The sequence below is a fragment of the Paenibacillus sp. YIM B09110 genome, assembly GCF_037167145.1.
Classification (GTDB): Bacteria; Bacillota; Bacilli; order Paenibacillales; family Paenibacillaceae; genus Pristimantibacillus.
The window spans coordinates 263891-287221 of the sequence record NZ_JBANSP010000003.1 but is presented as its reverse complement, the minus strand read 5'-3'; the positions used below and the strand labels follow the sequence as shown (position 1 = coordinate 287221).

General features: G+C 44.7%; 26 protein-coding genes and 1 pseudogene. 7 read left to right on the top strand and 20 right to left on the bottom strand.

Annotated elements, in window-relative coordinates; genetic code table 11:
• Positions 1 to 115: 115 nt before the first annotated feature.
• The 5 genes from V8F51_RS05855 to V8F51_RS05835 are packed head-to-tail and all read right to left on the bottom strand — an operon-like array spanning position 116 to position 3903.
• Positions 116 to 859 (bottom strand): formylglycine-generating enzyme family protein, encoded by a 744-nt coding sequence (locus tag V8F51_RS05855; protein WP_337099162.1) that lies wholly within the window; start codon positions 857 to 859, stop codon positions 116 to 118.
• A gap of 27 nt (positions 860 to 886) precedes the next feature.
• Entirely contained in the window at positions 887 to 1255 is a 369-nt protein-coding gene (locus V8F51_RS05850) for a DUF4180 domain-containing protein (protein WP_337099160.1), read from the bottom strand.
• A 37-nt stretch (positions 1256 to 1292) separates the two neighbouring features.
• Positions 1293 to 1949, bottom strand: coding sequence for a response regulator transcription factor (locus V8F51_RS05845; RefSeq protein ID WP_337099159.1), 657 nt, complete (start codon positions 1947 to 1949; stop codon positions 1293 to 1295).
• Positions 1946 to 3109 carry a sensor histidine kinase gene (locus tag V8F51_RS05840; RefSeq protein ID WP_337099158.1) on the bottom strand — a complete coding sequence of 388 codons (1164 nt, stop codon included), beginning with the start codon at positions 3107 to 3109 and terminating at the stop codon, positions 1946 to 1948. Before V8F51_RS05840 ends, V8F51_RS05845 begins: the two co-directional genes overlap by 4 nt.
• 29 nt (positions 3110 to 3138) lie before the next feature.
• Positions 3139 to 3903: a CPBP family intramembrane glutamic endopeptidase gene (locus V8F51_RS05835; protein ID WP_337099156.1), complete on the bottom strand. Its 765-nt coding sequence runs from the start codon at positions 3901 to 3903 to the stop codon at positions 3139 to 3141.
• Between the two features lie 246 nt (positions 3904 to 4149).
• On the opposite strand from V8F51_RS05835, the gene katG reads away from it, so the two are divergent.
• The gene (gene katG, locus V8F51_RS05830; protein ID WP_337099155.1) at positions 4150 to 6333 is read left to right on the top strand and encodes a catalase/peroxidase HPI; all 2184 of its coding nucleotides are present in this window, start codon (positions 4150 to 4152) and stop codon (positions 6331 to 6333) included.
• 395 nt (positions 6334 to 6728) lie between these two features.
• On the opposite strand, the gene V8F51_RS05825 is transcribed toward katG, so the two are convergent.
• The 6 genes from V8F51_RS05825 to V8F51_RS31540 form a co-directional block, all read right to left on the bottom strand.
• Complete coding sequence (locus V8F51_RS05825; RefSeq protein ID WP_337099154.1) at positions 6729 to 7847, bottom strand: hypothetical protein; 1119 nt, start codon at positions 7845 to 7847, stop codon at positions 6729 to 6731.
• Between the two features lie 47 nt (positions 7848 to 7894).
• Positions 7895 to 8530, bottom strand: a complete 636-nt coding sequence (locus V8F51_RS05820) for a hypothetical protein (RefSeq protein ID WP_337099153.1) — start codon at positions 8528 to 8530, stop codon at positions 7895 to 7897.
• A complete protein-coding gene (locus V8F51_RS05815) occupies positions 8523 to 8945 on the bottom strand; it encodes a hypothetical protein (RefSeq protein ID WP_337099151.1) in 423 nt (140 codons plus the stop codon). Before V8F51_RS05815 ends, V8F51_RS05820 begins: the two co-directional genes overlap by 8 nt.
• Positions 8946 to 8978: 33 nt before the next feature.
• Positions 8979 to 9992 (bottom strand): hypothetical protein, encoded by a 1014-nt coding sequence (locus V8F51_RS05810; protein ID WP_337099149.1) that lies wholly within the window; start codon positions 9990 to 9992, stop codon positions 8979 to 8981.
• Positions 9993 to 10150: 158 nt separating this feature from the next.
• Positions 10151 to 10555, bottom strand: a complete 405-nt coding sequence (locus tag V8F51_RS05805; protein WP_337099147.1) for a hypothetical protein — start codon at positions 10553 to 10555, stop codon at positions 10151 to 10153.
• A gap of 148 nt (positions 10556 to 10703) precedes the next feature.
• Entirely contained in the window at positions 10704 to 10985 is a 282-nt protein-coding gene (locus tag V8F51_RS31540) for a hypothetical protein (RefSeq protein WP_442956405.1), read from the bottom strand.
• Positions 10986 to 11257: 272 nt separating this feature from the next.
• Here V8F51_RS31540 and V8F51_RS05795 point away from each other — a divergent pair, with 272 nt between their 5' ends.
• Complete coding sequence (locus V8F51_RS05795) at positions 11258 to 13234, top strand: ABC transporter substrate-binding protein (RefSeq protein ID WP_337099146.1); 1977 nt, start codon at positions 11258 to 11260, stop codon at positions 13232 to 13234.
• 257 nt (positions 13235 to 13491) lie between these two features.
• Here the strand turns inward: V8F51_RS05795 and V8F51_RS05790 are convergent, their stop codons facing one another.
• Positions 13492 to 13977: a hypothetical protein gene (locus tag V8F51_RS05790; RefSeq protein WP_337099145.1), complete on the bottom strand. Its 486-nt coding sequence runs from the start codon at positions 13975 to 13977 to the stop codon at positions 13492 to 13494.
• Between the two features lie 285 nt (positions 13978 to 14262).
• The gene (locus V8F51_RS05785; RefSeq protein ID WP_337099144.1) at positions 14263 to 14739 is read right to left on the bottom strand and encodes a small multi-drug export protein; all 477 of its coding nucleotides are present in this window, start codon (positions 14737 to 14739) and stop codon (positions 14263 to 14265) included.
• A gap of 121 nt (positions 14740 to 14860) precedes the next feature.
• On the opposite strand from V8F51_RS05785, the gene V8F51_RS05780 reads away from it, so the two are divergent.
• A complete protein-coding gene (locus V8F51_RS05780; RefSeq protein WP_337099143.1) occupies positions 14861 to 15430 on the top strand; it encodes a YdeI/OmpD-associated family protein in 570 nt (189 codons plus the stop codon).
• Here V8F51_RS05780 and V8F51_RS05775 read toward each other — a convergent pair.
• Positions 15424 to 16272, bottom strand: a complete 849-nt coding sequence (locus V8F51_RS05775; protein ID WP_337099142.1) for a helix-turn-helix domain-containing protein — start codon at positions 16270 to 16272, stop codon at positions 15424 to 15426. The two genes, V8F51_RS05780 and V8F51_RS05775, sit on opposite strands and share 7 nt — an antisense overlap.
• 59 nt (positions 16273 to 16331) lie before the next feature.
• Here V8F51_RS05775 and V8F51_RS05770 point away from each other — a divergent pair, with 59 nt between their 5' ends.
• The gene (locus tag V8F51_RS05770; protein WP_337099141.1) at positions 16332 to 16775 is read left to right on the top strand and encodes a VOC family protein; all 444 of its coding nucleotides are present in this window, start codon (positions 16332 to 16334) and stop codon (positions 16773 to 16775) included.
• 712 nt (positions 16776 to 17487) lie between these two features.
• Positions 17488 to 17889 carry an EamA family transporter gene (locus V8F51_RS31535; RefSeq protein WP_442956406.1) on the top strand — a complete coding sequence of 134 codons (402 nt, stop codon included), beginning with the start codon at positions 17488 to 17490 and terminating at the stop codon, positions 17887 to 17889.
• 33 nt (positions 17890 to 17922) lie between these two features.
• Here V8F51_RS31535 and V8F51_RS05765 read toward each other — a convergent pair whose 3' ends face one another.
• Entirely contained in the window at positions 17923 to 18321 is a 399-nt protein-coding gene (locus V8F51_RS05765; protein WP_337099140.1) for a hypothetical protein, read from the bottom strand.
• 540 nt (positions 18322 to 18861) lie between these two features.
• Between V8F51_RS05765 and V8F51_RS05760 the strand changes: the two genes are divergently transcribed.
• Complete coding sequence (locus tag V8F51_RS05760; RefSeq protein ID WP_337099139.1) at positions 18862 to 19041, top strand: hypothetical protein; 180 nt, start codon at positions 18862 to 18864, stop codon at positions 19039 to 19041.
• A 7-nt stretch (positions 19042 to 19048) separates the two neighbouring features.
• A pseudogene (locus V8F51_RS05755) lies at positions 19049 to 19599 on the top strand (type I methionyl aminopeptidase).
• A gap of 60 nt (positions 19600 to 19659) precedes the next feature.
• Here the strand turns inward: V8F51_RS05755 and V8F51_RS05750 are convergent.
• The 5 genes from V8F51_RS05750 to V8F51_RS05730 form a co-directional block, all read right to left on the bottom strand.
• A complete protein-coding gene (locus V8F51_RS05750) occupies positions 19660 to 20154 on the bottom strand; it encodes a GNAT family N-acetyltransferase (protein ID WP_337099138.1) in 495 nt (164 codons plus the stop codon).
• A gap of 74 nt (positions 20155 to 20228) precedes the next feature.
• A complete protein-coding gene (locus V8F51_RS05745) occupies positions 20229 to 20831 on the bottom strand; it encodes a chloramphenicol phosphotransferase CPT family protein (RefSeq protein WP_337099137.1) in 603 nt (200 codons plus the stop codon).
• 177 nt (positions 20832 to 21008) lie between these two features.
• On the bottom strand, positions 21009 to 21584 hold the full coding sequence (locus tag V8F51_RS05740; protein ID WP_337099136.1) for a dihydrofolate reductase family protein: 576 nt from the start codon (positions 21582 to 21584) through the stop codon (positions 21009 to 21011).
• Positions 21585 to 21759: 175 nt separating this feature from the next.
• Positions 21760 to 22188 (bottom strand): SRPBCC family protein, encoded by a 429-nt coding sequence (locus V8F51_RS05735; protein WP_337099135.1) that lies wholly within the window; start codon positions 22186 to 22188, stop codon positions 21760 to 21762.
• Between the two features lie 26 nt (positions 22189 to 22214).
• Positions 22215 to 22808, bottom strand: coding sequence for a hypothetical protein (locus V8F51_RS05730; RefSeq protein WP_337099134.1), 594 nt, complete (start codon positions 22806 to 22808; stop codon positions 22215 to 22217).
• Between the last annotated feature and the right edge of the window lie 523 nt (positions 22809 to 23331).

The window sequence follows — 23331 nt, the reverse complement described above, 5'->3', positions numbered from 1 at the left end:
GGAATCCTTCGAATGGATAGCGCTCAGTGCATGGGCTGATAGAAGCCAAGGCATACGTAGACAGATTGATAGGACAGTAAAAAGAAGTCCACGACCTTTCATCGTGGACTTCTTCTCATTGTTTCTCAAACTGGCTTATGTCTCTAATTATCATGCCGGATTCCAGACAATTTCCCACAGATGGCCATAAGGATTGAGGAAAAATGCTCCCTTCTATTAGAGACCTGGCAAGGCGAAATCCGAGATCATCGATGCGGAACGTCGGATGACTGCGACGGCGGCAAGTCGCACCGCAGCCTCGTGCTTCTTCCGCCCAGCTTCCGCCGCGGAAAACTCTGTAGGAGCCGTAAACGTTCACATCATAAACATCCCAACACCATTCCCACACATTTCCCAACATATCGTAGAGTCCCCACGCATTCGGCTCTTTCTTTCCAACCTCGTGAACGTTCCCCTCAGCATTTTCCTGGTACCAAGCAATGGAATCAAGCTCGCCGTATCGATACCCGGCCGTGCCTGCTTTGCATGCGTACTGCCATTCCGCTTCGGTCGGGAGACGATAGCCGCTCGCCTTCCAATTGCAATCGACAACCTCACCATCGTCACTTACCGTGTAACATGCCTCTAGACCTGAACGCTCCGATAATCTGTTGCAAAATAATATCGCATCATTCCAGGAGACATCCACAACCGGGGTTTGAGGATGTTCATTTGGTGCAATTGGTTTTTGCAATATCGAGTAAAATAGCTCCTTCGTAACAGGTACCGGAGCAAGCAAGTAAGAATTCACTTGTACCGTCCATTGCTTCTTTATACGATCGTCTCGTAATTCAACTTCACCTGCTGGAATGATCACCATTGGACGTATATTCCTCCCGTTCCAACTTCACTTCAACAAACTTAACTTTTCAATCGCTTGTTGTTCGGACGGCAAGAAGAAGAAATCTGTTCCATTATTGCATTCATATATAAAATCGCGAAGGCTTTTACTTGGATATATCGAAAAATCCCCGACAAATGCAACCTTCGCATGGTAGTTGATGAACTTTTGAAGAATTTCGCCGGCCAGACCTGTTTTCAAATCGAAAAAGCTTTCGCTGACCAGGTCTTTACTTATCACAAAACGCTCGCAGTCCGTTTCGTATTTAATGGTAGCCATTAGATCCAATGCGGATTGAACATCCTCTATTACGATCTCGCTCCCGCCTACAACGGCAATATTTGCTCCGTTTGCTTCTACTTTCGTTATACTCATCGTTACCCTCCTAGGTCTTTTCATAGCCGTCGCATTCTCATGACGATAAATAACTATTTAATAACAAAACCGCTTTAGCCCGGTCATTGGTGCCGATCTTGGCGTATATCTCGCTTAAATAGTTTTTCACCGTACCTTGAGTCAAAAATAATTTTTCGGCAATTTCCTTTGAATTGTAGCCCTCCACAAGAAGTCTTGCAAGATCAAGCTCTCTAGTCGTCAACTCCAAATCCATGCCGGCTCTATCAAACCGATTGTTCTTATTGCGGATATTAAGGGCAAGCTTGTGAGCCACCTTGCCGGTCAGAAGCAAATTGCCGGAAAGAGCTTCATGCATAGATTGAACAAGCTTCTCGCTATCGATGTCTTTAAGCAAGTATCCTGCAGCCCCGTTGCTTAAAGCTTCTATGATATACGCATCATCATCGAAAGTCGTTAAGATGAGGATGACCGCCTGCGGATATCGCTCCTTAATGATTTCGGTTGCCTGTACGCCTCCCATGCCCGGCATCCGGATGTCCATCAGGATAACATCGGGAACAACAGAACGAAGCCGTTCAAGCGCTTCTTCACCGCTTTGAGCCGTCCCGACAATCTCCACGTCCGAACGAATCGAAAGCAGCGTTTCCAAACCTTCCAACATAATTTTCTGATCATCCACAAGCATGACGCTGATTTTGCGAGCGATATTCACCGCTCCTCCCCCCTTGCGATAGGCATTCGGACTTGGAGCGTGAGACCATTGTTCGGCTCGCTTCGCACGCTCATTTGACCTCCGATGGCCTCGATTCTTTTCTCCATCGTTTTCAGACCGAAGCCGTAGATGACCGAATCATTGCCTGTTCCATTGTCCTTTACCGTCATATGAATCGTATCTTGTTGCTCTACGATACTAATGTCGACCATGCTCGCTTTGCCGTGCTTTAGGGCATTGGTGATCGATTCCTTAATGGAGTTGATCATAACATACTCCTGAAGGGAGATGAGCGAGGCAGTTACTTCATAATTTAAAATAAATTGAACGCCCGTCTGCTTCGCTGTATCATTCACAATCTTGTGTATTCCTTCCTTAAGCCCCAAGCCTTCTACATTCCCGTCTATGACATTCAATGTTCGGACGACTTGCCGGATGTTGCCGAGTCCCAGCTTCAATTGTTCGCGCGCGACATGGATCTTATGGCGGGCTTCCTCCGGCTTTAGATCGAAGAGCAGCTGAGCCCCCTCCAAAGCAACAATAGCTGTCGTTAACGAGTGCCCCACCGTATCATGAACTTCTTCCGCGATACGGGTTCTCTCCTTAAAGACCGCCAGCTCTTCCCTCGTTCTCGCTTCCTGAACTAAAGCTTCGTTCAATCGAAGGTTCATATCCCTTTGATTAAGCAGCAGCTTGGTGCCCCAGATCGGTATGACCAGACAGCTATAGCTCAAAATATAGTAGACATTCCGCCACAAATCATTTTCATCCGTTGGCCAAAAGAAAAGATAGGCTGCAAAGCCGCCGTAGGCAAAAGGCAAGGCGTACCACGACTTGTAGTTAAGGAGAAGATCGGCTACAAAGAGAACAAATACGATACTCTCGATCTCCGTACCGCTTCGCAGAAATAATAGAAAAAGAAGAATGATCTCCACGATTGGAGATACGGCTGCAATGGAATGAAACTTAGGATGGTTCAACACATAGTTGGAATGCCGTAAGAAATAGAGCCCGATCAGGATTGCAATTACGATTATGCCCCTATATTGAGATAGAACAAAATATAACAATAGCAGGGCCACATAAGCGCAAGCTAATCCATAGAAAAATAGTCTGGACACTTTCGTATCGCTTAAAGTATGAACCGCTGAAAAACGCATGAGACCACTCATCTCTTAGAAATGGATCATTATAGGAAACCAAAAACGACAGCCGAAACGCCTATCAGCAGTGGAATGGCTTCGACGCCATGAATGATGATGGAAGGCCAGAAGCTGCGGTATTTGGCGTTTAAAAAACCGTAAAAAAGCGAACCGACGATAAACAAAGGAATTTCCGATATTTTATGAAGATGGTACGCCGCGAACAATACGCCGTTCATTGCCCAATCCCATTTGCCAAAGGCTCCCCTCATCTTAGGCAGCAGAACGCCTCGGAAGAACAACTCTTCCCCAAGCAAATAATTAAATAAACAACTGACCAGAGCAATGCCGAGCACATACCAAGCGCCGACAAATTCAGGGGTCGCTAAGCTTTCTATTTCGGTATACGCTTTAGGTGCCATGAAAGGAAAAGCCCGATTGATCGCTTCTTCTATAAAGCCGAACAAACCTGAGCTTTCAAAGAAAAAAGCATAAATAATGATTGGGATTGTGAATGAATAAGCGATTTTGTAGACCTTGAACGTTTTCGGATGTATAGGATGATTTAACCACAGTCGTTTCTTCAGCTTCTCCCAGCTTATATCGCCAAGTTCTCTCTTCAAGATTATGACAGAAAGTACAAACTGCCAGATCATCCCTACAATCATTAACATCCAATAGAGGATACCCGGGTGAAAAGGGACGATCGGTACAAGAAAGGGCAGCAAGATGAATCGAAAGAAAGCCATCGGCAACGCGACCAAAGCCCAAAGCCCCAAAATTTTCCTTACACTGTATTGATTTGTTTCCATTTCTCTATCCACCCATCCCACTCCTTCTAAGGCATTGTCAATTTCGAAAATAAATATATAAAAAAAGACCGTCATATGATAAGTGACGATCGTCATACAGGGCGCAACACCTGTAAATTATCAGAGTTGAGTGAAGATTGGATGAACTTTTAAATCTGCTATTGTATTCAGTTGTATATAGCTTTATAAAGAGAATATGTACTAATTTTGATTTGCTACTTCATTATACGAATAGGAGATGATTATGTGGACGCTACAGTTTCTTCTCAAGCAGGAAAGTGCCCAGTCATGCACGGAGGCGCTACTAGCTTCAAATCAAGCGGGACTTCAAATCGAGATTGGTGGCCTAACCAGTTAAACCTGAATATTCTCCATCAGCATGACAGAAAATCTAATCCTTTGGGAGAAGACTTCGATTATGCGGAAGAGTTCCAAAAGCTAGATTACCATGCTCTTAAACAAGATCTAGTCGATCTAATGACTAATAGTCAAGAATGGTGGCCGGCTGACTTCGGACATTACGGCCCATTCTTTATTCGTATGGCTTGGCACTCTGCAGGTACATATCGTACAGGAGACGGGCGCGGCGGTGCTGGAAGCGGTACGCAACGTTTTGCTCCGCTGAATAGTTGGCCGGACAATGGCAACCTTGATAAAGCACGCAGACTGCTGTGGCCGATTAAGCAAAAGTATGGCAACAAAATTTCTTGGGCCGACCTGATGATTCTGACAGGCAACGTCGCGATTGAATCTATGGGCGGCAAAACGTTTGGTTTTGGCGGAGGACGCGCGGACGTTTGGCATCCGGAAGAAGACATCTATTGGGGTAATGAGAAGGAATGGCTGGGAGATAAGCGTTACACGGGTGATCGCGAGCTCGAGAATCCGCTTGCCGCCGTTCAAATGGGTCTTATCTATGTCAATCCGGAAGGTCCTAACGGTAATCCGGATCCGCTTGGAAGCGCTCGCGACATTCGCGAAACGTTCGGACGTATGGGAATGAACGATGAAGAAACCGTTGCGCTCGTTGCCGGCGGCCATACGTTTGGCAAGGCGCACGGTGCAGGCGATGCTGCTCTTGTCGGTCCTGACCCTGAGGCTGCTCCTATCGAAGCACAAGGCTTGGGCTGGCTAAGCGCACACGGCTCAGGTAAAGGACGCGATACAATCACCAGCGGCGTTGAAGGTGCTTGGACTGCTAATCCGACTAAATGGGATAATGGATTCTTCGATCTTCTGTTCGGGTATGAGTGGGAGCTCACGAAGAGCCCGGCAGGCGCTCATATATGGGCTGCAATAGATCAGGCTGAAGAGCATCTTGCCCCAGATGCAGAGGATGCATCCGTTCGAGTGCCGACGATGATGACCACTGCGGATATGGCATTGCGCGTGGATCCGGCGTACGAGAAGATTTCCCGTCGTTACCATGAGAATCCCGAAGAGTTCGCGGACGCGTTCGCTCGTGCTTGGTTTAAGCTCACACACCGTGACATGGGTCCTCTTGCAAGATATTTAGGCCCTGAAGTTCCAGACGAAGTTCTGATCTGGCAAGATGCTGTACCGGCTGTTGATTATACGTTAACAGATGCGGAAGTAAACGAACTTAAAGCAAAGATTCTAGACTCGGGACTTACAGTAAGCGAGCTGGTAACGACAGCCTGGGCTTCGGCCAGCACCTTCCGCGGCTCTGATATGCGCGGCGGCGCCAATGGTGCCCGCATCGCTCTTGCTCCGCAGAAGGATTGGCAAGTCAATCAGCCGCAACAGCTTACCAAAGTGCTTACTATTCTAGAAGGCATTCAAGAAGATCTGGACAAAAAAGTAAGCTTGGCCGACTTGATTGTTCTAGGCGGCAGTGCAGCAGTTGAGAAAGCTGCACAAGAGGCAGGCATTAATGTCACAGTTCCTTTCGTTTCCGGACGCGGCGATGCCACGCAAGAACAAACGGATGTGGAAAGCTTCGCTGTGCTGGAGCCTGTCGCCGATGGCTTCCGCAACTATCTGAAGAAGTATTACAGTGTAAGTGCGGAAGAGCTCCTGATAGACAAGGCGCAATTGCTGAACCTTACGGCACCGGAAATGACTGTTCTGGTAGGCGGCATGCGTGTTCTAGGTACGAACTACGGCGGCACGCAACATGGCGTGTTCACGGATCGTGCAGGCACACTCACGAACGACTTCTTTGTTAACCTGCTCGACATGAACGTTGCGTGGACGCCTATTAGCGGAACCGTATACGAAGGACGTGATCGTAAGACAGGGGAAGTCGTACGTACAGCTTCTAGAGTTGACTTAGCATTTGGTTCAAACTCCGTTCTGCGCGCTATCGCCGAGGTTTATGCTCAGGATGATAACAAAGAGAAGTTTGTGCGTGACTTTATCGCTGCATGGGTCAAAGTCATGAATGCGGACCGTTTCGACTTGAAATAATCATTTAATTGAGATAAACAATGCCAAAAAGATGATTCCTGGTTTGAACAGGAATCATCTTTTTTAATACCTATTTTATGAACATTCAGCTTATTACCGAATCTCTCATTTCCCTTCTGCTAACTAGAGACAGAATAATAAAGTTAATCCAAGCTACCGCTGGGATGTACAGTATCAATATGTAACGTCGTTGAAAATCGATGCCAAACATTAACGATTCCTTATCCAAGTTGTATAGAAATCCATACGCCGATCCCAGTATCATTGCATTAATAACGAATGCGAATATAATACCAATCCATTTGCTGCTTCTGTTCATCATTATAAGGATAGATAGTATCGTTGAAACGATTAATGAAATAGCTATGATCATATAGTTCAAGACTGCACCGCCTTCACTTTTTTAGCCGCAAACCGTTCAGTATAGCGATGAATTGCTTTTTGGATGCAACTTCTTTATCATGCTTTGTAAATTCAAGTACGTAAATAATGCTGTCTTGTATCGGGATAGCGGCAAAATAGACGTCATGTGTACCGGTTAGGCCAGATGCGGCTGTTCCGTTGTCAGCGTCGAGTGTATACAGTTTACCACTTCCGATAGGCGTATCGATTGCTTCTTCATTTGTCATTACACTATGGTTAGGCTTATAAGATCTAAAGTCAAAATCGTCAGTATACGGGTACGTGACTACACTCCCCATACTGATCCCGTTCTCGTCGGTAATGGATGCGCCAAAGCGGTCATCGGCGCTCAAGTGCCATCCCTTCGGCAGTGGCAATTCCAGATTGGAAACATCGTATACTGCGGTCGTTATCGGTTGATCAAATTTCGTTTCACTGACAAATTGTTTACCGTTCCAGCGGAAGGCTTGTGTGACTTCTTTTCCGATACTGTTGTCATAAAACGTGCTTGAAAAGCCTAATTTAGATTTAGCCAACTTGGTGGAGTAACGCCCTGTACCGCTCAAGAAAAGTTCTGGATGCCCTTCAATAGGCAACTCATTGATGTTTCCATAATCATCAACACTAAAGAGCTTATATATACCGCCATTGCTCGATGAATATTGACCAATCGTAAAATCGATATTCCCATCCCCATTATAATCATCGAAAGCGACGTCAAAGAACGAGTTAAAAACTATTTCATCCTTAAAATAACCGTTTAAATCGACGGCACTTTGTACCTCGTCGCTTTCATTGGAAAGCTGAAGTTGGAATTCACCCACCCAGTTGCGACCCATTAAAGGCCCAGGGGTCCAGTCTTCGAAATATTTTCCCTTAGTAAGAACTACACTCAAGTATTCATGCTTGTTTGTAAGCTGAAATAGATCGTTCCTAGACAATGTGAGCGGTCCCGTTACAAGGATTGCATTGGAATCGAAATTAAGGGAGGCTGGGACTGGACTTACGATTGTAGCGTCTAAAGGAGTGTGGGAATTCGAGATGAGTGCTGGCGCTTCTGAGCACGCAGATAACAGCAACAACGGTACCATTGCATAGAACCATTTTTTCATATTTCATTATGCTCCTTCAAATAAGTGGGGTAGCTATGAAAGCTATGCTATTGCTCTCCGTCTAACGCATCCGCTTCGGTGGCCGCCAATTTGAAAATCACCGCCCAATCAGTCAGCTTTAGCTGCTCAGGCGAAAAATCCATCGTGTGCAGCGTTTTCAGATTGGTAGCTTGCAAACCCCAGATTGCTACCTCGCCCTCTTCGGGCGAGACCGATTGCTCTTGATGCAACGGGATATCGCCAAATGCGGTGTGAACTTCATCCGCATTAAACGTATATCCATAACTGACTTGTCCGCTCTCCTCATAAAAGACGCTTTTCGTTGTATATTGGCTGTACCCCTCATCGTTCTCTGATTTATCAATCGAAATAATTGCTTCGCCATTCCACGCTCTTAAACCGTCTTTTGTTTCCTTGGTTAGAAACCCGCCCATTTGTGGATGAATCTCCTTAAGCTCACCGTTCACCCAAACCTCAGCCAGTAGACGAATCGATTCCTTCTCTCCTCTATATTGAACTTTCACGGCCCCGGCATTCTCGATAAAAGACTTGAATTTCAAAGAGTCTCCCGTGAATAATTCCGACGGCGTCACCTGAAAAACCGGTTCTTGGTTAGCTGTTGAGCAACTTAGCAAACTGATGTTGAGCAGCAACAAAGCTATAATGCACAATATTTTATTCATTTCCCCTCCGAAGGTCGATTTTTTTCACCATTTCCACATAAGCTAATACATGCTCCTTAACTTGCGTTTGTTCTTCTTGAGTCATATTTTTCAACTTAAAATTGTTTGCGTGATCAGGGGATATAAGGATTGTGGAAGGTTCCTGAAGTTCTTCTTTAAGGGAATTCCCTTCTTCTGTCATTAACATCTTAGATTTGTTTGCATAGGAATGTCGTATTTCTGTATGAATATAATTCCCTTCAGTATTATAAAAATCTTCAATAGATTTAATATCTGATTTTATATGGGTTTTCCCTTCCTCAATTATCGTTATTGCATTCATATATAGGGGTGCACCTCCTCCGCAACTATACTCCACCGCATCTAACACTGCTGAATCATTTGGTACGAATGTGTTCGCCTTTGCAGCACTCAAACCATCTAACCTATATCCACTCACAACTCGTATTTAATGCCCCACTCGATCTAATTGAGGCATTTTGACCTTCTCTCCGTTGCTCAGCAACACTTTTCTGCGATCGGTATCAAATCGGATAAAGCCTTCTTTTACGGGAGCGGTATCGTACTTTTTCCATTCACGCGTTTGCCAGTTTACGTGATTTAGGGCCGATACCCAAAGCGTTGAAGAGTTATCCGGGACAAGATGGGTCCATACGGAAATTGCAGTTAGATCCTCGGATATTTTAATATCTACAAACATCGTTTCATAAAACGTCTCTTCAAGCAGTTTGTGCAAAACACCATCTTCCGTTAATGCAGCAACGCTAATTGCAGCCCCCAAACCGTTATTGGAATCCACTTCGTGTACGGGATCGAGCCTCAACAGTTTCGTCATTTTATTGTTTTCATATAGAGTTTGAAAGAGCACGCCGGAACCGGCCATTGCTCCCGTGATTCCATTAAATATGAGGAATTCCGGCGATTCGGTTGCATGCGCTGCCTGCACAAAAACATTTTGGCCTGACCAGAAGTACGGGCCGATCTCTTCCATTCTATTGCTGGTTTCAAGCTCGATCACCGCATTTTCCTTGTTATCATCTCGCAAATGGAGCAAAGCCAGTTTTACAGGACTTGCAATATTGGACGTATCAAAGAACTGGTAAATTAGGGTGCTTCCAGAAGGAGAGAGGGCAGCTCCTCTTTTTTCGATAGCGGGATCTCCGATCTCAACGGCTTCCCCAAGCGTGTCTACAGAAAAAAGCTTGCCATACGCTTCATAAACGACACCGTTGTCGGTTTCACCAAGATATATCGCTTTGCTTGCATCGAAGGCTGAGCTGTTGGTTTGTTCAGTCGTGCCAGGTGCGCGGGTCGAGCTAGCTGGTGTTTCTTGCTGTTGATCCGGCGAGGCGGTGGTTGGGGAATCAGTATCCACATTCGGAGAATCGGTGAAAGATAGATAGAAATATGACAACAATGCTGCTATCAGCAGCAGCGGCACCAATAAAATCACTTTTTTCATCCGAAGTCCTCCTTTCGATCTTTAGCAGTTGCCCTGACTGTTCATCTATTAAACGAAACCAAATAATGGAAAGTTGCACTATTTCCCCTTTAGCTTAATGAAAAAAGGAGCAGGTGCCACGGCATCTGCTCCTTGATATTATTGAACTCATTAGTTTTTCAATCGGGAAAAGCAATTTCTATTCTCTTATCTTTTTGCTCTTCACCTTTAAGAATAATTGTAACGACATCTTCTGCAAGCCAAGTAAACTCGAAATTTCGGGCCACAAGAGTCTTGCCATCATTATTAATTTTTTCTTCGATATATGTTCGTAGATGGCCAATTTTCCCGTAATGTATTCTTATTGGTGCATTCGAAAAGAAAGCATTCTGCCCTCGGACCCTAATCTCAACTTGATTTTTTTTGTTCGGGGAGTTTTGTGCGAGAATAACTTTTTCTGCGTGAACAACCTGGAAATATCCAAAATACAAAATGGCAAGCGGGATGGTTATGATGCAAAAGACTATAGCCACCGCACGGTAGGTTCTCTTTCGTTCTTCTTTGCTATCTGCCATATAGTGCATTATCCCACCCTCTCTTCCTTCAACATTTGCTTTTCTTGAGCTGAAGCGGATCCTTAATATTTCTCAATCCACCAAAAAGGAATAAAAACAGCCGATCGAGTAGGTCAGCTGCCTATATTTGTTCAACTAATGTTCTCTGTTAGCGTAATTACTTACGTCTTTTAAGGATGGTACTTCTCAACATCTTCCCCGTATAGTAAAAAACTATTCCAAGTAGAATCAGAGCAGTGATTTCAATCGTTCTCCACATTGGGCTAGATATATGTCCAAATGCGACTTTATGTTGTAGATAATCAACCGACTCATACTTATCTACAATGTCTGGAACATAGTTTATTGTAAGATATATTCCTTGAATAATCTGAATTGCATAATAAACAAATACAAACAGTAGTCCTACAATCAGTGAGCGGAAAAATGGTTTAATCATAAACTCCCCCTTGATCTCAACTCCTCATTTTACCAGATCGATTAAGACTGTAACAATTATGTAAAACTACCCCATAGTTTAATGAAAAAGAGGTCTGTCTAGGAGTTCTTATCCTAATACGGCTTTGTATAAAAGTTGGTGTCGTCCGACAAATGTAAATGTAATTTCACAGTTACCTTTTGACACTTCCCCAAATACATATAGGATTTCTAACGACTGATGTCGAAACTAGTCATATGCAAGTGGAATTCAAAAATTTAAGGAGCTTACTTATGAGTCTTCACGACGATGTGATGTTCTGGAACCAAGCGAACGTGAAAATACACGATATACGCCGAATACGAATCGAGGCGGACGCAGGCAGATACGAGTATCGGTTGCCTGCGGGCAGCTATATTTATTTTACGCAAGGAAGCGCCTTGGTTTGGCTCGATGATCGGGCTTACAGGGTAAGCGGCAACGATTTGCTGCATGGCTGCAAAGGAATGCGTCTATGCATCGAGGCGCCGGTGCCGCTGGAGTTTATCATCATTTTGTATCGTGCCGCAGCCCCGCCGGAGCGTCGTGAAACCTTGCCTAACGGCGATCCGTCCTTGCAAGCCTACGCCTTTACTCCCTTGTATCCTGCGGATTTGAGGGAATCGGCGCAGAAGATGTTTAGAGCTTGGCAGGCATTCGCCGAGATCGAACGGTTGCATGCCAAGTCGTTGTTCTATCACTTCGTTTACCAGTTGCATTGGCAGATGCAGCGTCAGATTATCGTTCCGTTGAGGCCGAGCCTGCTCGATCAAGCCTTACGCTATATGAATGATCATTACGGCAAACCGATTACCGTAGAATCGGTCGCAAAAGCGGTAAATTGCAGTACCCGATATTTAAATAAGCTGTTTAACAGCAAGCTTCAAGAGAGTCCCGTACGCGTATTAACCCGAATTCGGCTGGAAACTGCCATGCGACTGCTGACCCTGACGGATCTGACCTTACATGAAATAGCCGAAAGCACTAGCTACTCGGACGCGCGTGCATTAAGCCGGGTGTTCAAGAACGAGCTGGGCGTGACGCCCTTGTCATACAGGCGCAACTGCAAGGAAAAAGGCGATAGGGTTCCGAAATCGTCACCGAACAGTTCCGATGAAGTCGTTCTCTGCTTATCTCCCGAATGCTATAATGAGAATAGTTATCATAATCAATTGAACTATAATCGAGAGGGAGTCATTCAGATGTTCAGACGTTCCAAACCCCGCATAGCTGCCGTCTTGTTCGTTGCATTTACGGTCCTGCTAGGCGGATGCGGTAATTCAGGCGAAACGGGCAATTCTTCACAAGCAACAAACGCCGATTCTTCGCCTTCCGCTTCGGCCGCGCCAACCGCGAGCGCAACCGCGCAAGAGAGCGAGGCAAGCGTTAAGTCTTATACCGATAAATTCGGCACGCGCGATATCCCCGTTAATCCGCAAAGGATCTATTCTATCGGAGCCACATCGCCGCTATTGGCGGTAGGCGTTCATCCAGTCGGAGCTCCGAAGTACGAAGTCGAGCCGGATTACTACTTAAGCCATTATGAGAATCCCATCACGATCGTAGGCGACTATCCGCCGGATTACGAAGCGATTATCTCCCTAGAGCCGGATCTCATTATCGCTTCCGACTACATAGACAGCGAAGTATACGGCAACCTTGCGAAGATCGCGCCTACGGCAACCTTCCAATGGGCAGGCCAGGACATCTATGGCCAGCTTACTCAGGTGGCGGCGATTGTCGGCAAAGCCGATGAGGCCGCGGCGTGGATCGAGCAGCATAAAGAGCGGGCGAGCGCGGCGAAGGAGAAGGCATCTCAGCTTGTCGGAGCCGATGAGACGACGGCGATTCTCTGGATATCCAAAGACTCCTTCCAAGTCGTCGGCAATCGCAATGTAGGTCATGTGCTCTATAGCTTGCTCGGAATGAAGCCAACGCCTAACATTCAATCCTTAATCGACGAGAACAAGGGCGAGTTGGTGTTCACGGATCATCTGTCCTTGGAAGTGCTGCCGGAATACGATGCGGATCGTCTGGTGGTCATGGTATCGGACGTCGATGCGGGTGCGGACGACAACTATAAGAAGATGCAGGAATCAGGACTGTGGAAGAACCTTAAGGCCGTCAAAAACAACAAAGTGTATGAAGTGCCGTACGACAAGTGGTGGTCGTATACCGTCTTTTCCGCGGATGGCCTACTGGAGGATGCCGTTCGTTTATTCCAGCCGTAAGGGGCGTCTTACTAATAGCTTACGAGAGGGGCAGACAGGAGTCTGCCTTTTCTTGTTGTTCGAGAAGCTGCATACTACGATCTCGATCCCTCTGCTTATCGCTACACTGCAGTTTATCAATAAGTTCCTCAGCAACGAATCGAATGTTTAATGTGCTTCTTATTTGAGGATTGCTTCGAGCACCAAACCACTTCAACCGATAGTTCATCGTATTTCTGTTTCTTGAAAAATCTCACATCAATTTACACCTCTGATTATCAGGTAATTTTCATTTCATACAAAAAGACATGAAGTGAATTCTCTTCTAAATCCTCTACATTTTCCTCGACTTCTTCGTTTACTTCCTCAAATGGAATTCCATCATGATAGGGATATTCTAGAAACTCATTTATTATCGAATCCATATTTTCTACTATTTCAATTTTACATTTAAAAGGTAATCTTGTATGGATGTCTGAAATAAGATTAAAGCGTAACCTTCCTGAGTGCCAATCAAACCATACATAAAAAAGCATTCCATGATTGCAGTCTGCTTTTGTCATCTGTTCAACTCTATTCGTAATTACATTTCCTATAAAGGTTCTTATCTCTCCATATGCAAACTCATTGGCTAACTGTTGGCTCATGGAAATTGACCATGTGTTTTGTGAGATTTCTTTTTCTAAGTCATCGATGTCGTTTCCAATGAACATGATATCCTCAATAATCTCATCGAGTTCCTTGAGAAATTCCTTTTTATTCATGTCTGCAGCACCTTCTTATTACGCTTTTACCTTAAACTAATGTCTTCTAAATAGCTTAACAGTGATTATTAACGAAAAATCTTTCTTCGTAAACCAAGAACAGAAATTACCGTTAAAATTAGGCCAACTATTAAAAACACGGCCAATGGATTTACCTCTATTTCCATTTTGTTATTCGCCGTACAGATCCAGCCATTCGCTCTACCACGCCTCGGATGACACAGTATTCCCGACTTCGCCGCAGCCGGCAAGTATAATCAAAATCGATTAAAGAGCGTATTATCATCAGATCCATTTTATGTATTGGAGTCCATATACGGAGCCAACAGTCATAACAATCGACCAAACGACTAAACTGATCCCCATCCAAGTGACTACGCTAACTTTAGAAGAACCAAGCAATAGTGCTGTTAAAGCAGCTAAATCTGTTCCCAGTATCGCGGGCGAAAGCAAAGCAAACACCGGAAGACCGTATTTCTCCCAAATGTGCCTAGCTCTAGTTTCTTTTTTGGAAGGCTTAGTTATCCCCTTTTTTTCTCTCCGTCTGCTACGCCATCTAGAAATTTGTCCGAAAAACAATGTAAACACCAATACCATAATAAAATTTCCCGAAAAAGAAATAATCCCAACGGCTACAGGCGACATCTCCAACGCAATGCCTACGGGAATGATATAAAACACATCAAGAAATGGCAATATTGATATTAAAAACAATGCGATGTATTGCCAAATTCCATCTGCTTGTTGTACCCATTCAACCATTCGAACACCCCTTATTCCGTTTTTTCGCTGCGGTTTTTTGTAATACGCCGAATAAATTTGTTGGTATATTGAGGACAGACAGATGAATAACGAATCGAAATTGGAAAGGGGAATACGACAGATGACTAAATCTGATGCAGTGGATTTTATCGATTTTACCAACACCAAGGAGTGGGAGTCATGGCTCGCTGAGCATAGCAACCGGCAAGACGAAGCCTGGATTCGGATCGCCAAAAAAGGTACAGGAATCACGTCAATCACCATTCAGGAGGCGCTCGATTGCGCGCTCTGTTACGGTTGGATCGACAGTCATCGGCGGTCATTCGACGAACGATATTATTTGCAACGGTATTCTCCTCGGCGCGCGAAGAGTCCTTGGTCTTTAGTCAACGTGAAGAAGGCGGAGCAGTTGATCGAGACCGGACAAATGAAGGAGCCAGGTTATGCGGAGATTCGCCTCGCGCAGGCGGACGGTAGATGGGACGCCGCATACGAATCTCAAAGGACGGCCACGATTCCGCCGGATCTCGCGGTCGCGCTAGAAATGCATACGCAAGCGAAACAGGCATTTCACCAGCTCGACAAGAGCGCCCAATACGCCATGTTCCTGCCTATTCTGAAAGCAACGACATCTACCGCCCGATCGTCTCGGCTGCAGAAAGTAATCGCTAAGCTAGAAGAGGTTCATTGAACTTGATCGCTTATGTGGGAATAAGAGTCGCGAAGATCCCTTTTGTATTGCGTCGGCGTCTTGCCTAGAACGCGCTTGAAGTCGGAGATGAAGTGCTGCTGACTGCTGTAACCAAGTTCGTAAGCGATATCTGCCCAATCAGGGGCATCGTTTATGCGTATGGACGAAGCCGCTTGCAACAGTTTGTTCCTTTGGAGCTGCCACTTGATCCCAATGCCGACATAATCCTGGAATAGCTGCTGGAGCCACCTATCGCTCATGCCGGTCCATTGCGCCACTTCCTTCACGGTCTGCATGTCTTCCTTTTCGATAGCCTCGATAATACGGCCGACGATCGCGATTTGAGGATCTTCTTGAGGGTTTCTGGCTTGCAAAAGATCGGCCAACGCGCCGACGGCGGCGGCATCGTCCAAGGCAAGCGTGCGTTCGACGAAAGCTTGATCAGCATCTGCGAAAATGTCCTGCAAAGCGATCGTCCCATTGTGAAGTCCCGCCAACGACCCGTTTCGGAACGCGTGGAATGCACCGGGATGCAACCTCGCGCCGATGATGCGTCCGCTGTCAGCAGCTTCATAATCCCGCCTATCCCTATACGTGCACTGGATTCCCGATTCCGGCAAGGAGACGAATACGTCAACATAAGGGCGGTGCATAACCTGTTCGGAAATATAGGGCTGACCTGTCGTGTTGTGCCAACGAATCGTCCAGAAATGAAGGACGAACGGCGTTAATCCAGCTGGCGGCTGATATGTTTCGAACGCGATGTGATGCTTGAACCCGGCGGGATCCATTTGCCCGAGGGATTTATAGCCGGCTGCGGATTTTTGTAATACGGTACCCATTGCATCACCTACAATCGTTATATACCATCCAATTTACCATAATAAAGGAGAAATGAACAATGACGAACAAGACGACTTTACGAGGAATGGCCAACGTTAGCTTCTGGGCAGAGGACGTGAATGAGGCGAGAACATGGTATACGAATCTTCTCGGAACGGAGCCCTATTTTCAAGCCCCGAATCCGGAAACACCTGCATATATCGAGTACCGAATCGGCGATTATCAGAATGAGCTCGGCATCATCGATAAGAAGTACGCGCCGCCGGCGGCTAATATGGCGGGAGCAGGTGGCGCGACCCTGTACTGGCACGTGGACGACGTAGCCTCCATGCTTGTGAAGTTGCAAGAGCTTGGCGCAACGGAGTACGAACCGCTGACCGAGCGCGGCGTGAATTGGTTCACAGCGTCGGTGGTGGATCCGTTCGGCAACATTATCGGCTTGATCCACAGCCCGCATTATCGGGAAATATGGAGCGCATTGCAGCAGGAGCAAAACCAATAAACATGACGCTACCGCTAAGGGAAGGAGCAGTTGCCGCGGCAATCTGCTCCTTGGTTTGTTCATCTATTGTTCGACATCTGCTTAATCGACGGTTAGTCATTCATACGGAACCATAGGAGAATTAACGATGGTATAAAACCACCAAAATAATAGAAAAGGGATACAACAAGTAATTACAATGAGCATGACAATAACTTTGCTTTTTAATTGTCTCTTCATTTATAACCTCCAGGTAAGCTAGTTCCTACTTTGACGAAGAATCCTGAAGCTTTGTTGCTTTAGACGTAAAGCTCTCCGAAATTTTCAAGTTTTATCAAGTTCATGTATAAACTTCTGCTCAACCATTCCCATATAGGCATCAGTGGCTTGGGGAGCTGTATTTCATACGGCGGAGACGATCATGCATCATATGGATCCATTCTGGATGTCAACCTATCGATATGGTGCAGTAGCTGTGATCATGTGTTGTATATTGTATTACAAGGAAGGAGCTCGGGCTTTCAATTTTTACTAGGAGCTTACGGCTATACGATCAATAGCTTTGGTCTTTTTTGGGGACAAAAACAACTAGGTGTATCAGGTGCATTGTTGGCCTCGATCGGTGAGGCTCTAATGCCCTTTCTCGTTATATTTTTCATGTCGATTACCATAAAAAAAAAGCCGAGAAACACTACGCTTGCATGTATGATCCTATCTTTTATGGTTATATACGATTGGCAGTGAAGATTTTACTGAATGGTCTGCTTTTCGATACGCTACGATAACTTGTGTTTTTGGCTCCCTTATATCTCTTGTACTCTGTAGTTTACTTACAACAGCAGATCTGATTCCCGCTGTTCGATTTTCCGAAGTTACTCCTGTCATCTCGAATCTGGCATTTTTGGTCGTTTTCGGAGGAGTTATCGCTTTGTTTACGTGGTTTAAAGGCATCTCTATTTTGAAACCTGCTAACGGAATATTGTTTGTTAACTTTGTACCTATTACCGCTCTTGCCATATCCATGTTTCAAGGATATCACGTATCTAGTCCGGAAATAGTAGGGATATCTTTCGTAGTTATCGGGCTGATTATGAACAACGTATTTGAACGAAAACTAAAAGAGGCCTCAGTCTAAAAGTTAAAATATGCAGCTCATGCACGTGATTACTTAAATTGAATTTATCGTTGTCCTCACTCGAATATCGATTAACTCGGAGTTTTCGTTAAAACCAAAATAGATTTCTACATCTACTTCAAAAAGATATAGATTCAATATACTACGATATTCTCCAGCATAAACCGAAATGTGTTTTTCACCTACGGTTTCCCAACTATAATTACCTGGATAACCATATGTATAACTTATTTTGATATCTGACCAGCCTTTCTTATTCTTTGCAAAATGGATTGCTTCGTCCATAGGGGTCCCCAATGGAATTTGAGTCAACAGCTTTTCTCTTATGGAATCTTCTGATCGAATTAATGGATTAAAAATGACTCTCAAACCTTCAAGAAGAATAATGCCTAATATCATTATTGTTACAACTAAAAATAGTTTTTTAATCATAATCACCTCATTCAAAGTGTAACACAGCGATAATTTAGGAATAGTACCATCATTTTCTAGTACCGGGTTGCCGTATCGTGCTGCGTTCTCTTACCCTATACTTCAATGAAAATAAAGGAGCAGAACCGATATTTGCATATCCCCTCACCAAAGAACAAAATGAGCTCATCTGCATACAGCGCAGAGAACAGATTCTGGACGCCGCCGCTCACGCCTACTTCCAGCGGGCGGCAGCTTTGATATTCACGACGTCGCCCGCGAGGCCGAGCTCGGTTACGGCACGGTATACCATCATTACCTCAACCGCTATTTATTAATTGAAGATGTGCTGGACAGCGGCTTCGATCGAGCCGAGCAAGCCCTGGCAGAATGGACGAACGACTACGACGTAAGTCCGGATGACAGGCAGCTGTTGACGTATAACAAGGCACTTCTCGGCTGTGGCAGTCGGACGCCCGCGCATATCTCGTCTATAAAATGGCCGCTGAACATTATGCAGGCTTACCCGAGAAGGATCAGCACCTCACCAAGAGACGATTCATGGAACGATTGTATGTTCCGCTCCAATCGATCGCCCAGCGCGAAGACGACAGCGTCGACCATATGCTTGCCGTGCTGGTCGGCTGTTGCGGGCTGCGCTACTATGCGGGCACTTCTGAGCTGGACATCGATCGAATCGCCAAGCTTGCGATGCAAGTGATTATTACAAAGGAGTTCTGATACGAACATGGTTATCTTAAAAAGCAAACATGAAATCGAAGCTATTCGCAAGGCATGCCAAATATTTGCCGAATGCCATCGCAAGATCGCCCCGCTCATCCAACCGGACACAGTCGCAGAGCTCGACGGTTGGCTCGGCGATTCGGCCTGGAGCTATGCGGTCGGGAAGATCACGCCGGCGGCCGAGAAGCTGATACGCGTCACGAAGGAATGTCTTGATCTCGGCATCGAGCAGGCCCAACATGGCAATCGCCTAGGAGACGTGACGAACGCGATTCAACGCCATGCAGAATCGAACGGCTTCGGTGTCGTGCGCGATCTTCTCGCGCATGGCATTGGCCGGGGCCTGCACGAGGAACCGAACTATATGCATTTCGGCAAGCCCGGCAAAGGCCTCCGCATCAAGGAAGGTATGGTGTTCACGATCGAGCCCATGATCACCGAAGGCACCTATAACATGACAATCGATACAGACGGCTGGACCGCAAGCTCGCTACCCAATACGAGCATACGGTCGCCATCACGGCTGAAGGTCAGCAGATTATAACCGCACAATAAAATCAAAAGAGGTCGACCATCTCGCTGGTCGACCTCTTTTGTTACGTATACGGCATAGAATCATAGTATTTTTTCGAGTTCAATTTCGTCACGAATAGGAATATCGTAATAACCCACTTTGGGGATTGTCGGCTTCAGCATCTTCCTAGCCTCATCAATTGAACCTGGATATACGGCTGTTATTCGATACCCGCAGCGTTGAAAAAATCTTAACGCATCCACATTATCATTTGATGTTATAAGCCAAATGCGATTTCTTCCCGATTGCTTTACCATCTGTTCCACTGTAGAAAGCAATTTACTCCCGACACCTATGCCTTGTACAGTCGCATTCATACTCATTAACTCGCAATCATATATATCTAGTCGATATGCAGCTTCCCCGACTTGTACATCATCGTCCCAGGCGATGAATGCATCCATGCCCTGAATATGATGCTGCTTTCCTTTGGTTATCATGGTTTCGTCGCCCCACTGAACCCACTGTTCTTTCAACCATTCCCTATCGATTTCGCTCATTGGAGCAAGAATTCTTATATGTTCATTTTCACCCATATTCATCACCCAGTTCAGTGTATTACAGAAAGAATCCGAATATGAACGAATCAACTGATCTGCCGATACGACCTCTACGAAACACCAACACATCTTTTATCTAACTTCTTAAAAGCAGAAAATTCACGATTTGATCTAATAAAATTTAGTATCAAATCGGCGCATTCGTTTGGTCTCAAGGTTTCAGTATTTAGTTCAATGTCATACTCATTAAAGCAATAAACTTTATCATATTGCGAGATTGCTAATCCACCTTCTCTATCTCCCCTTAGTTCTTCTCTACTAATAAGCTCCTCTTTGGAGCATGTTACTCCAACAAATAGTACAGGTTGATCGATTAATAAACTTAGACATGTATTAAACCTCTCGTCAGTATCATTTACTGTATCTACAATTACATTGATCCCCTTTGCCGACATAAATTTAACCGTTGAATAAAATAAAGTAACTAATGAATCAAGAATTATTTGGACCGAAACTTCCACATCTTCTCCATCGGCTGATTTTGAACACTTCGTGTTAATAAAATCAATGTAGTCATGAAACAATCCATGAAAAAAATCATCGATTGATAAATGACGAAATGAGATTTCGTTTTGATTTAATAGTTCTGTCGATATGGATGTCTTTCCGGAGCTTGAAGTTCCATTTAGAAAAACTATTAATCCTTGCTTCAATTTAATCACCCCATCAAAAAATAATCATTGCGTATGTTTCGGATAACTTCTTTTTTGCGAACATAAAATCCTCGCTTTTAGCTCAACAAAATAGTAGCCGATCGTATTTAGCCGGCTGCCGAGGTGTTGATATTCAGCTATCGTCTCCCGTTAGGGTTATCACTTTAAGTGACAAGGTCATCTTACCGTCTGGTAAACGATACCTATCGCTCCAGAATCAAAGGTCTTATTTTCGATTAGCTTAAGATTGATCTTCTCCTTGAGACCTTGGAACAACGGCAATCCCTTACCGATCAGGACCGGAGAAATCGTAATTTTGTACTCATCAATTAAATCAAGCTGCATAAGGTGGTGTGCGAGCCTAGGACTGCCGAGGATGACCATATCCTTGCCTGGCTGCTGTTTAAGGTTATTGATCTCTTCCTCGACATCTTCTTTCGCGAGTCTGGAATTATTCCATTCGACTTTGTCCAGCGTCGTGGAAAAAACGATTTTGGCCGTCTTTTCGATCCACTCGGCATGATTTAGTTCATGCTGCGAAGCGGATGGGTTCGAAGGCACAGATGGCCAGTAACCGTGCATCATCTGATAAGTCCCACGTCCCCAAATGACAGTGTCGACAGTACTCAGAATTTCTTTCGCGTGTTTCTCCAAATCAGCATCGTAGGAAACCCAGCCAATGTCCATTTCACCATTCGGCCCTTCTACAAATCCGTCAAGCGATGCGTGCAGAAATAGAACGAGTTTTCTCATGTTCGGTTCTCCTCCGATTTCGAATTTATTTTGTTCGATTTTTTTGGCCGTTGGCCCGCGTATCATCCTGCTGTTTCGTTCATAATAAATCATTACGTTACGTAAAGTTCAAGCGGAAATCTGATTTTTTTGAATAAAAAATTGTTGGGCAATTGCGGATATACACGATCTGCCATTAAAACTTACGTTTATGATAAGGGAGACCCTCGCCATCTTCACAGTAGCATTTGAGACTATACAGGAACATTGCCCAGTTATAGTTACAAGAACGATAAAATGGCGTTACTTCTTTCCAGTTCTTATGGCGCAACGTAACAAAAGTCTTCCCGTTCTTCTCTTGAATATCAAAGGAAATAATCGTGCCAATCCATTCTGGATCTGAATCTATACACTGCCAAACGACTTTTTGGTTTGTGATTAATTCCTCGACTCTCATCTTCGTTATGTCATTGCTGCCGAATCTAAATTCATTAATAAGACCAATCTGATCATGAATAACGAGTTCATTGGTCCATATTTCTGACAGCCCAACAGCGGTGGTTAAAGCTTCATACACCTTCGACGCTGGAACATGAACGGTTTGCAAGTGCTCAATATTGGCCATGTCTTGCTCCTTTCTAATTGCAATGACTAATTAAGACTTTCGAGTTCTTCGAATACCGCCTCCAGCTCTTGTAATACCTCGTCCAGCAGTTCTATTTGTGGTTCGAATTGAACATCCAACTTGTTGACACTGGTGCGGATTGTTAAGGAGCTGACTCCCCATCCTTCTAGACTATGCGTAAACGAGACATAAATCGTATCTAAGCGATTAGAAAGCGTTACTAGCTGTTCTTTGCTCATAAGCGGCAGTTTGGTTTTAAGACTTTCTACGATTCTTTTACATGCTGAATCAAATTCGACTAGAAAATCCGAATAGGTTAAAAACAAATCCCATTCTACGCTTTTTATGTGGCCAGTCACATTTGGCATTACGGATATATAGGGTTGTTCAAGTATCCAATATAAATCAGACTGCTCATCATTATAGTAGGGGTAACCATCGCTATTGTTTGCTATTTCATCAATAAATGATTTTAAAATTCTCAGTTCTTTTTCCCTATTTTCAAACTCGTTCATAATAATTGCATTTTCAAGTTCTTTTTGCTTCGACTTCCCATTCACAAATAAGAATCCATTTATTCCAATTGAAAGAATAAGAAGAATGATTAATCCTTTTCGCATCTATTTCCTCCCTCTCCATTTACTAAGCTCAATCAAAGCTAATCACTCGATTAATTGTACCATATATTGGAACGAAATTACCCTTTAGCTCACCCTTCAATTAACTAACCTGCCCAGCAGCTCAACCATTTCCAGACCAGCTGGCTGCCTTCTCAGCATACTGACTATGTTCTTGCTACCGACAGTACACTTTCCTACCATTAATACTGAACCATCCGAGACTCGGTAAACATCTTGATTTTCACCACCACACTCCTAAATCTAACCCCATCCCAACTTAACCAGATTATGTTATAGTTCTGTAAATAAATTCAACAAGGTGGTTACAAGATTGTTAATCAATACCGATTCTTTCTTTTGCATGCAGTGCAAAATCGTCCATTGTCGTCGGCAAAGGGACCTTATTATGACGACCGGTTGGGTGTTTATCGGCAGCGTCCAGTATGCAGTCGGATTCTGCAGCAGCTGCGTAGCTAAACCCATACGTTCCTCTTCGCAAGGCTCATTTAGTTAAGCGAATCGA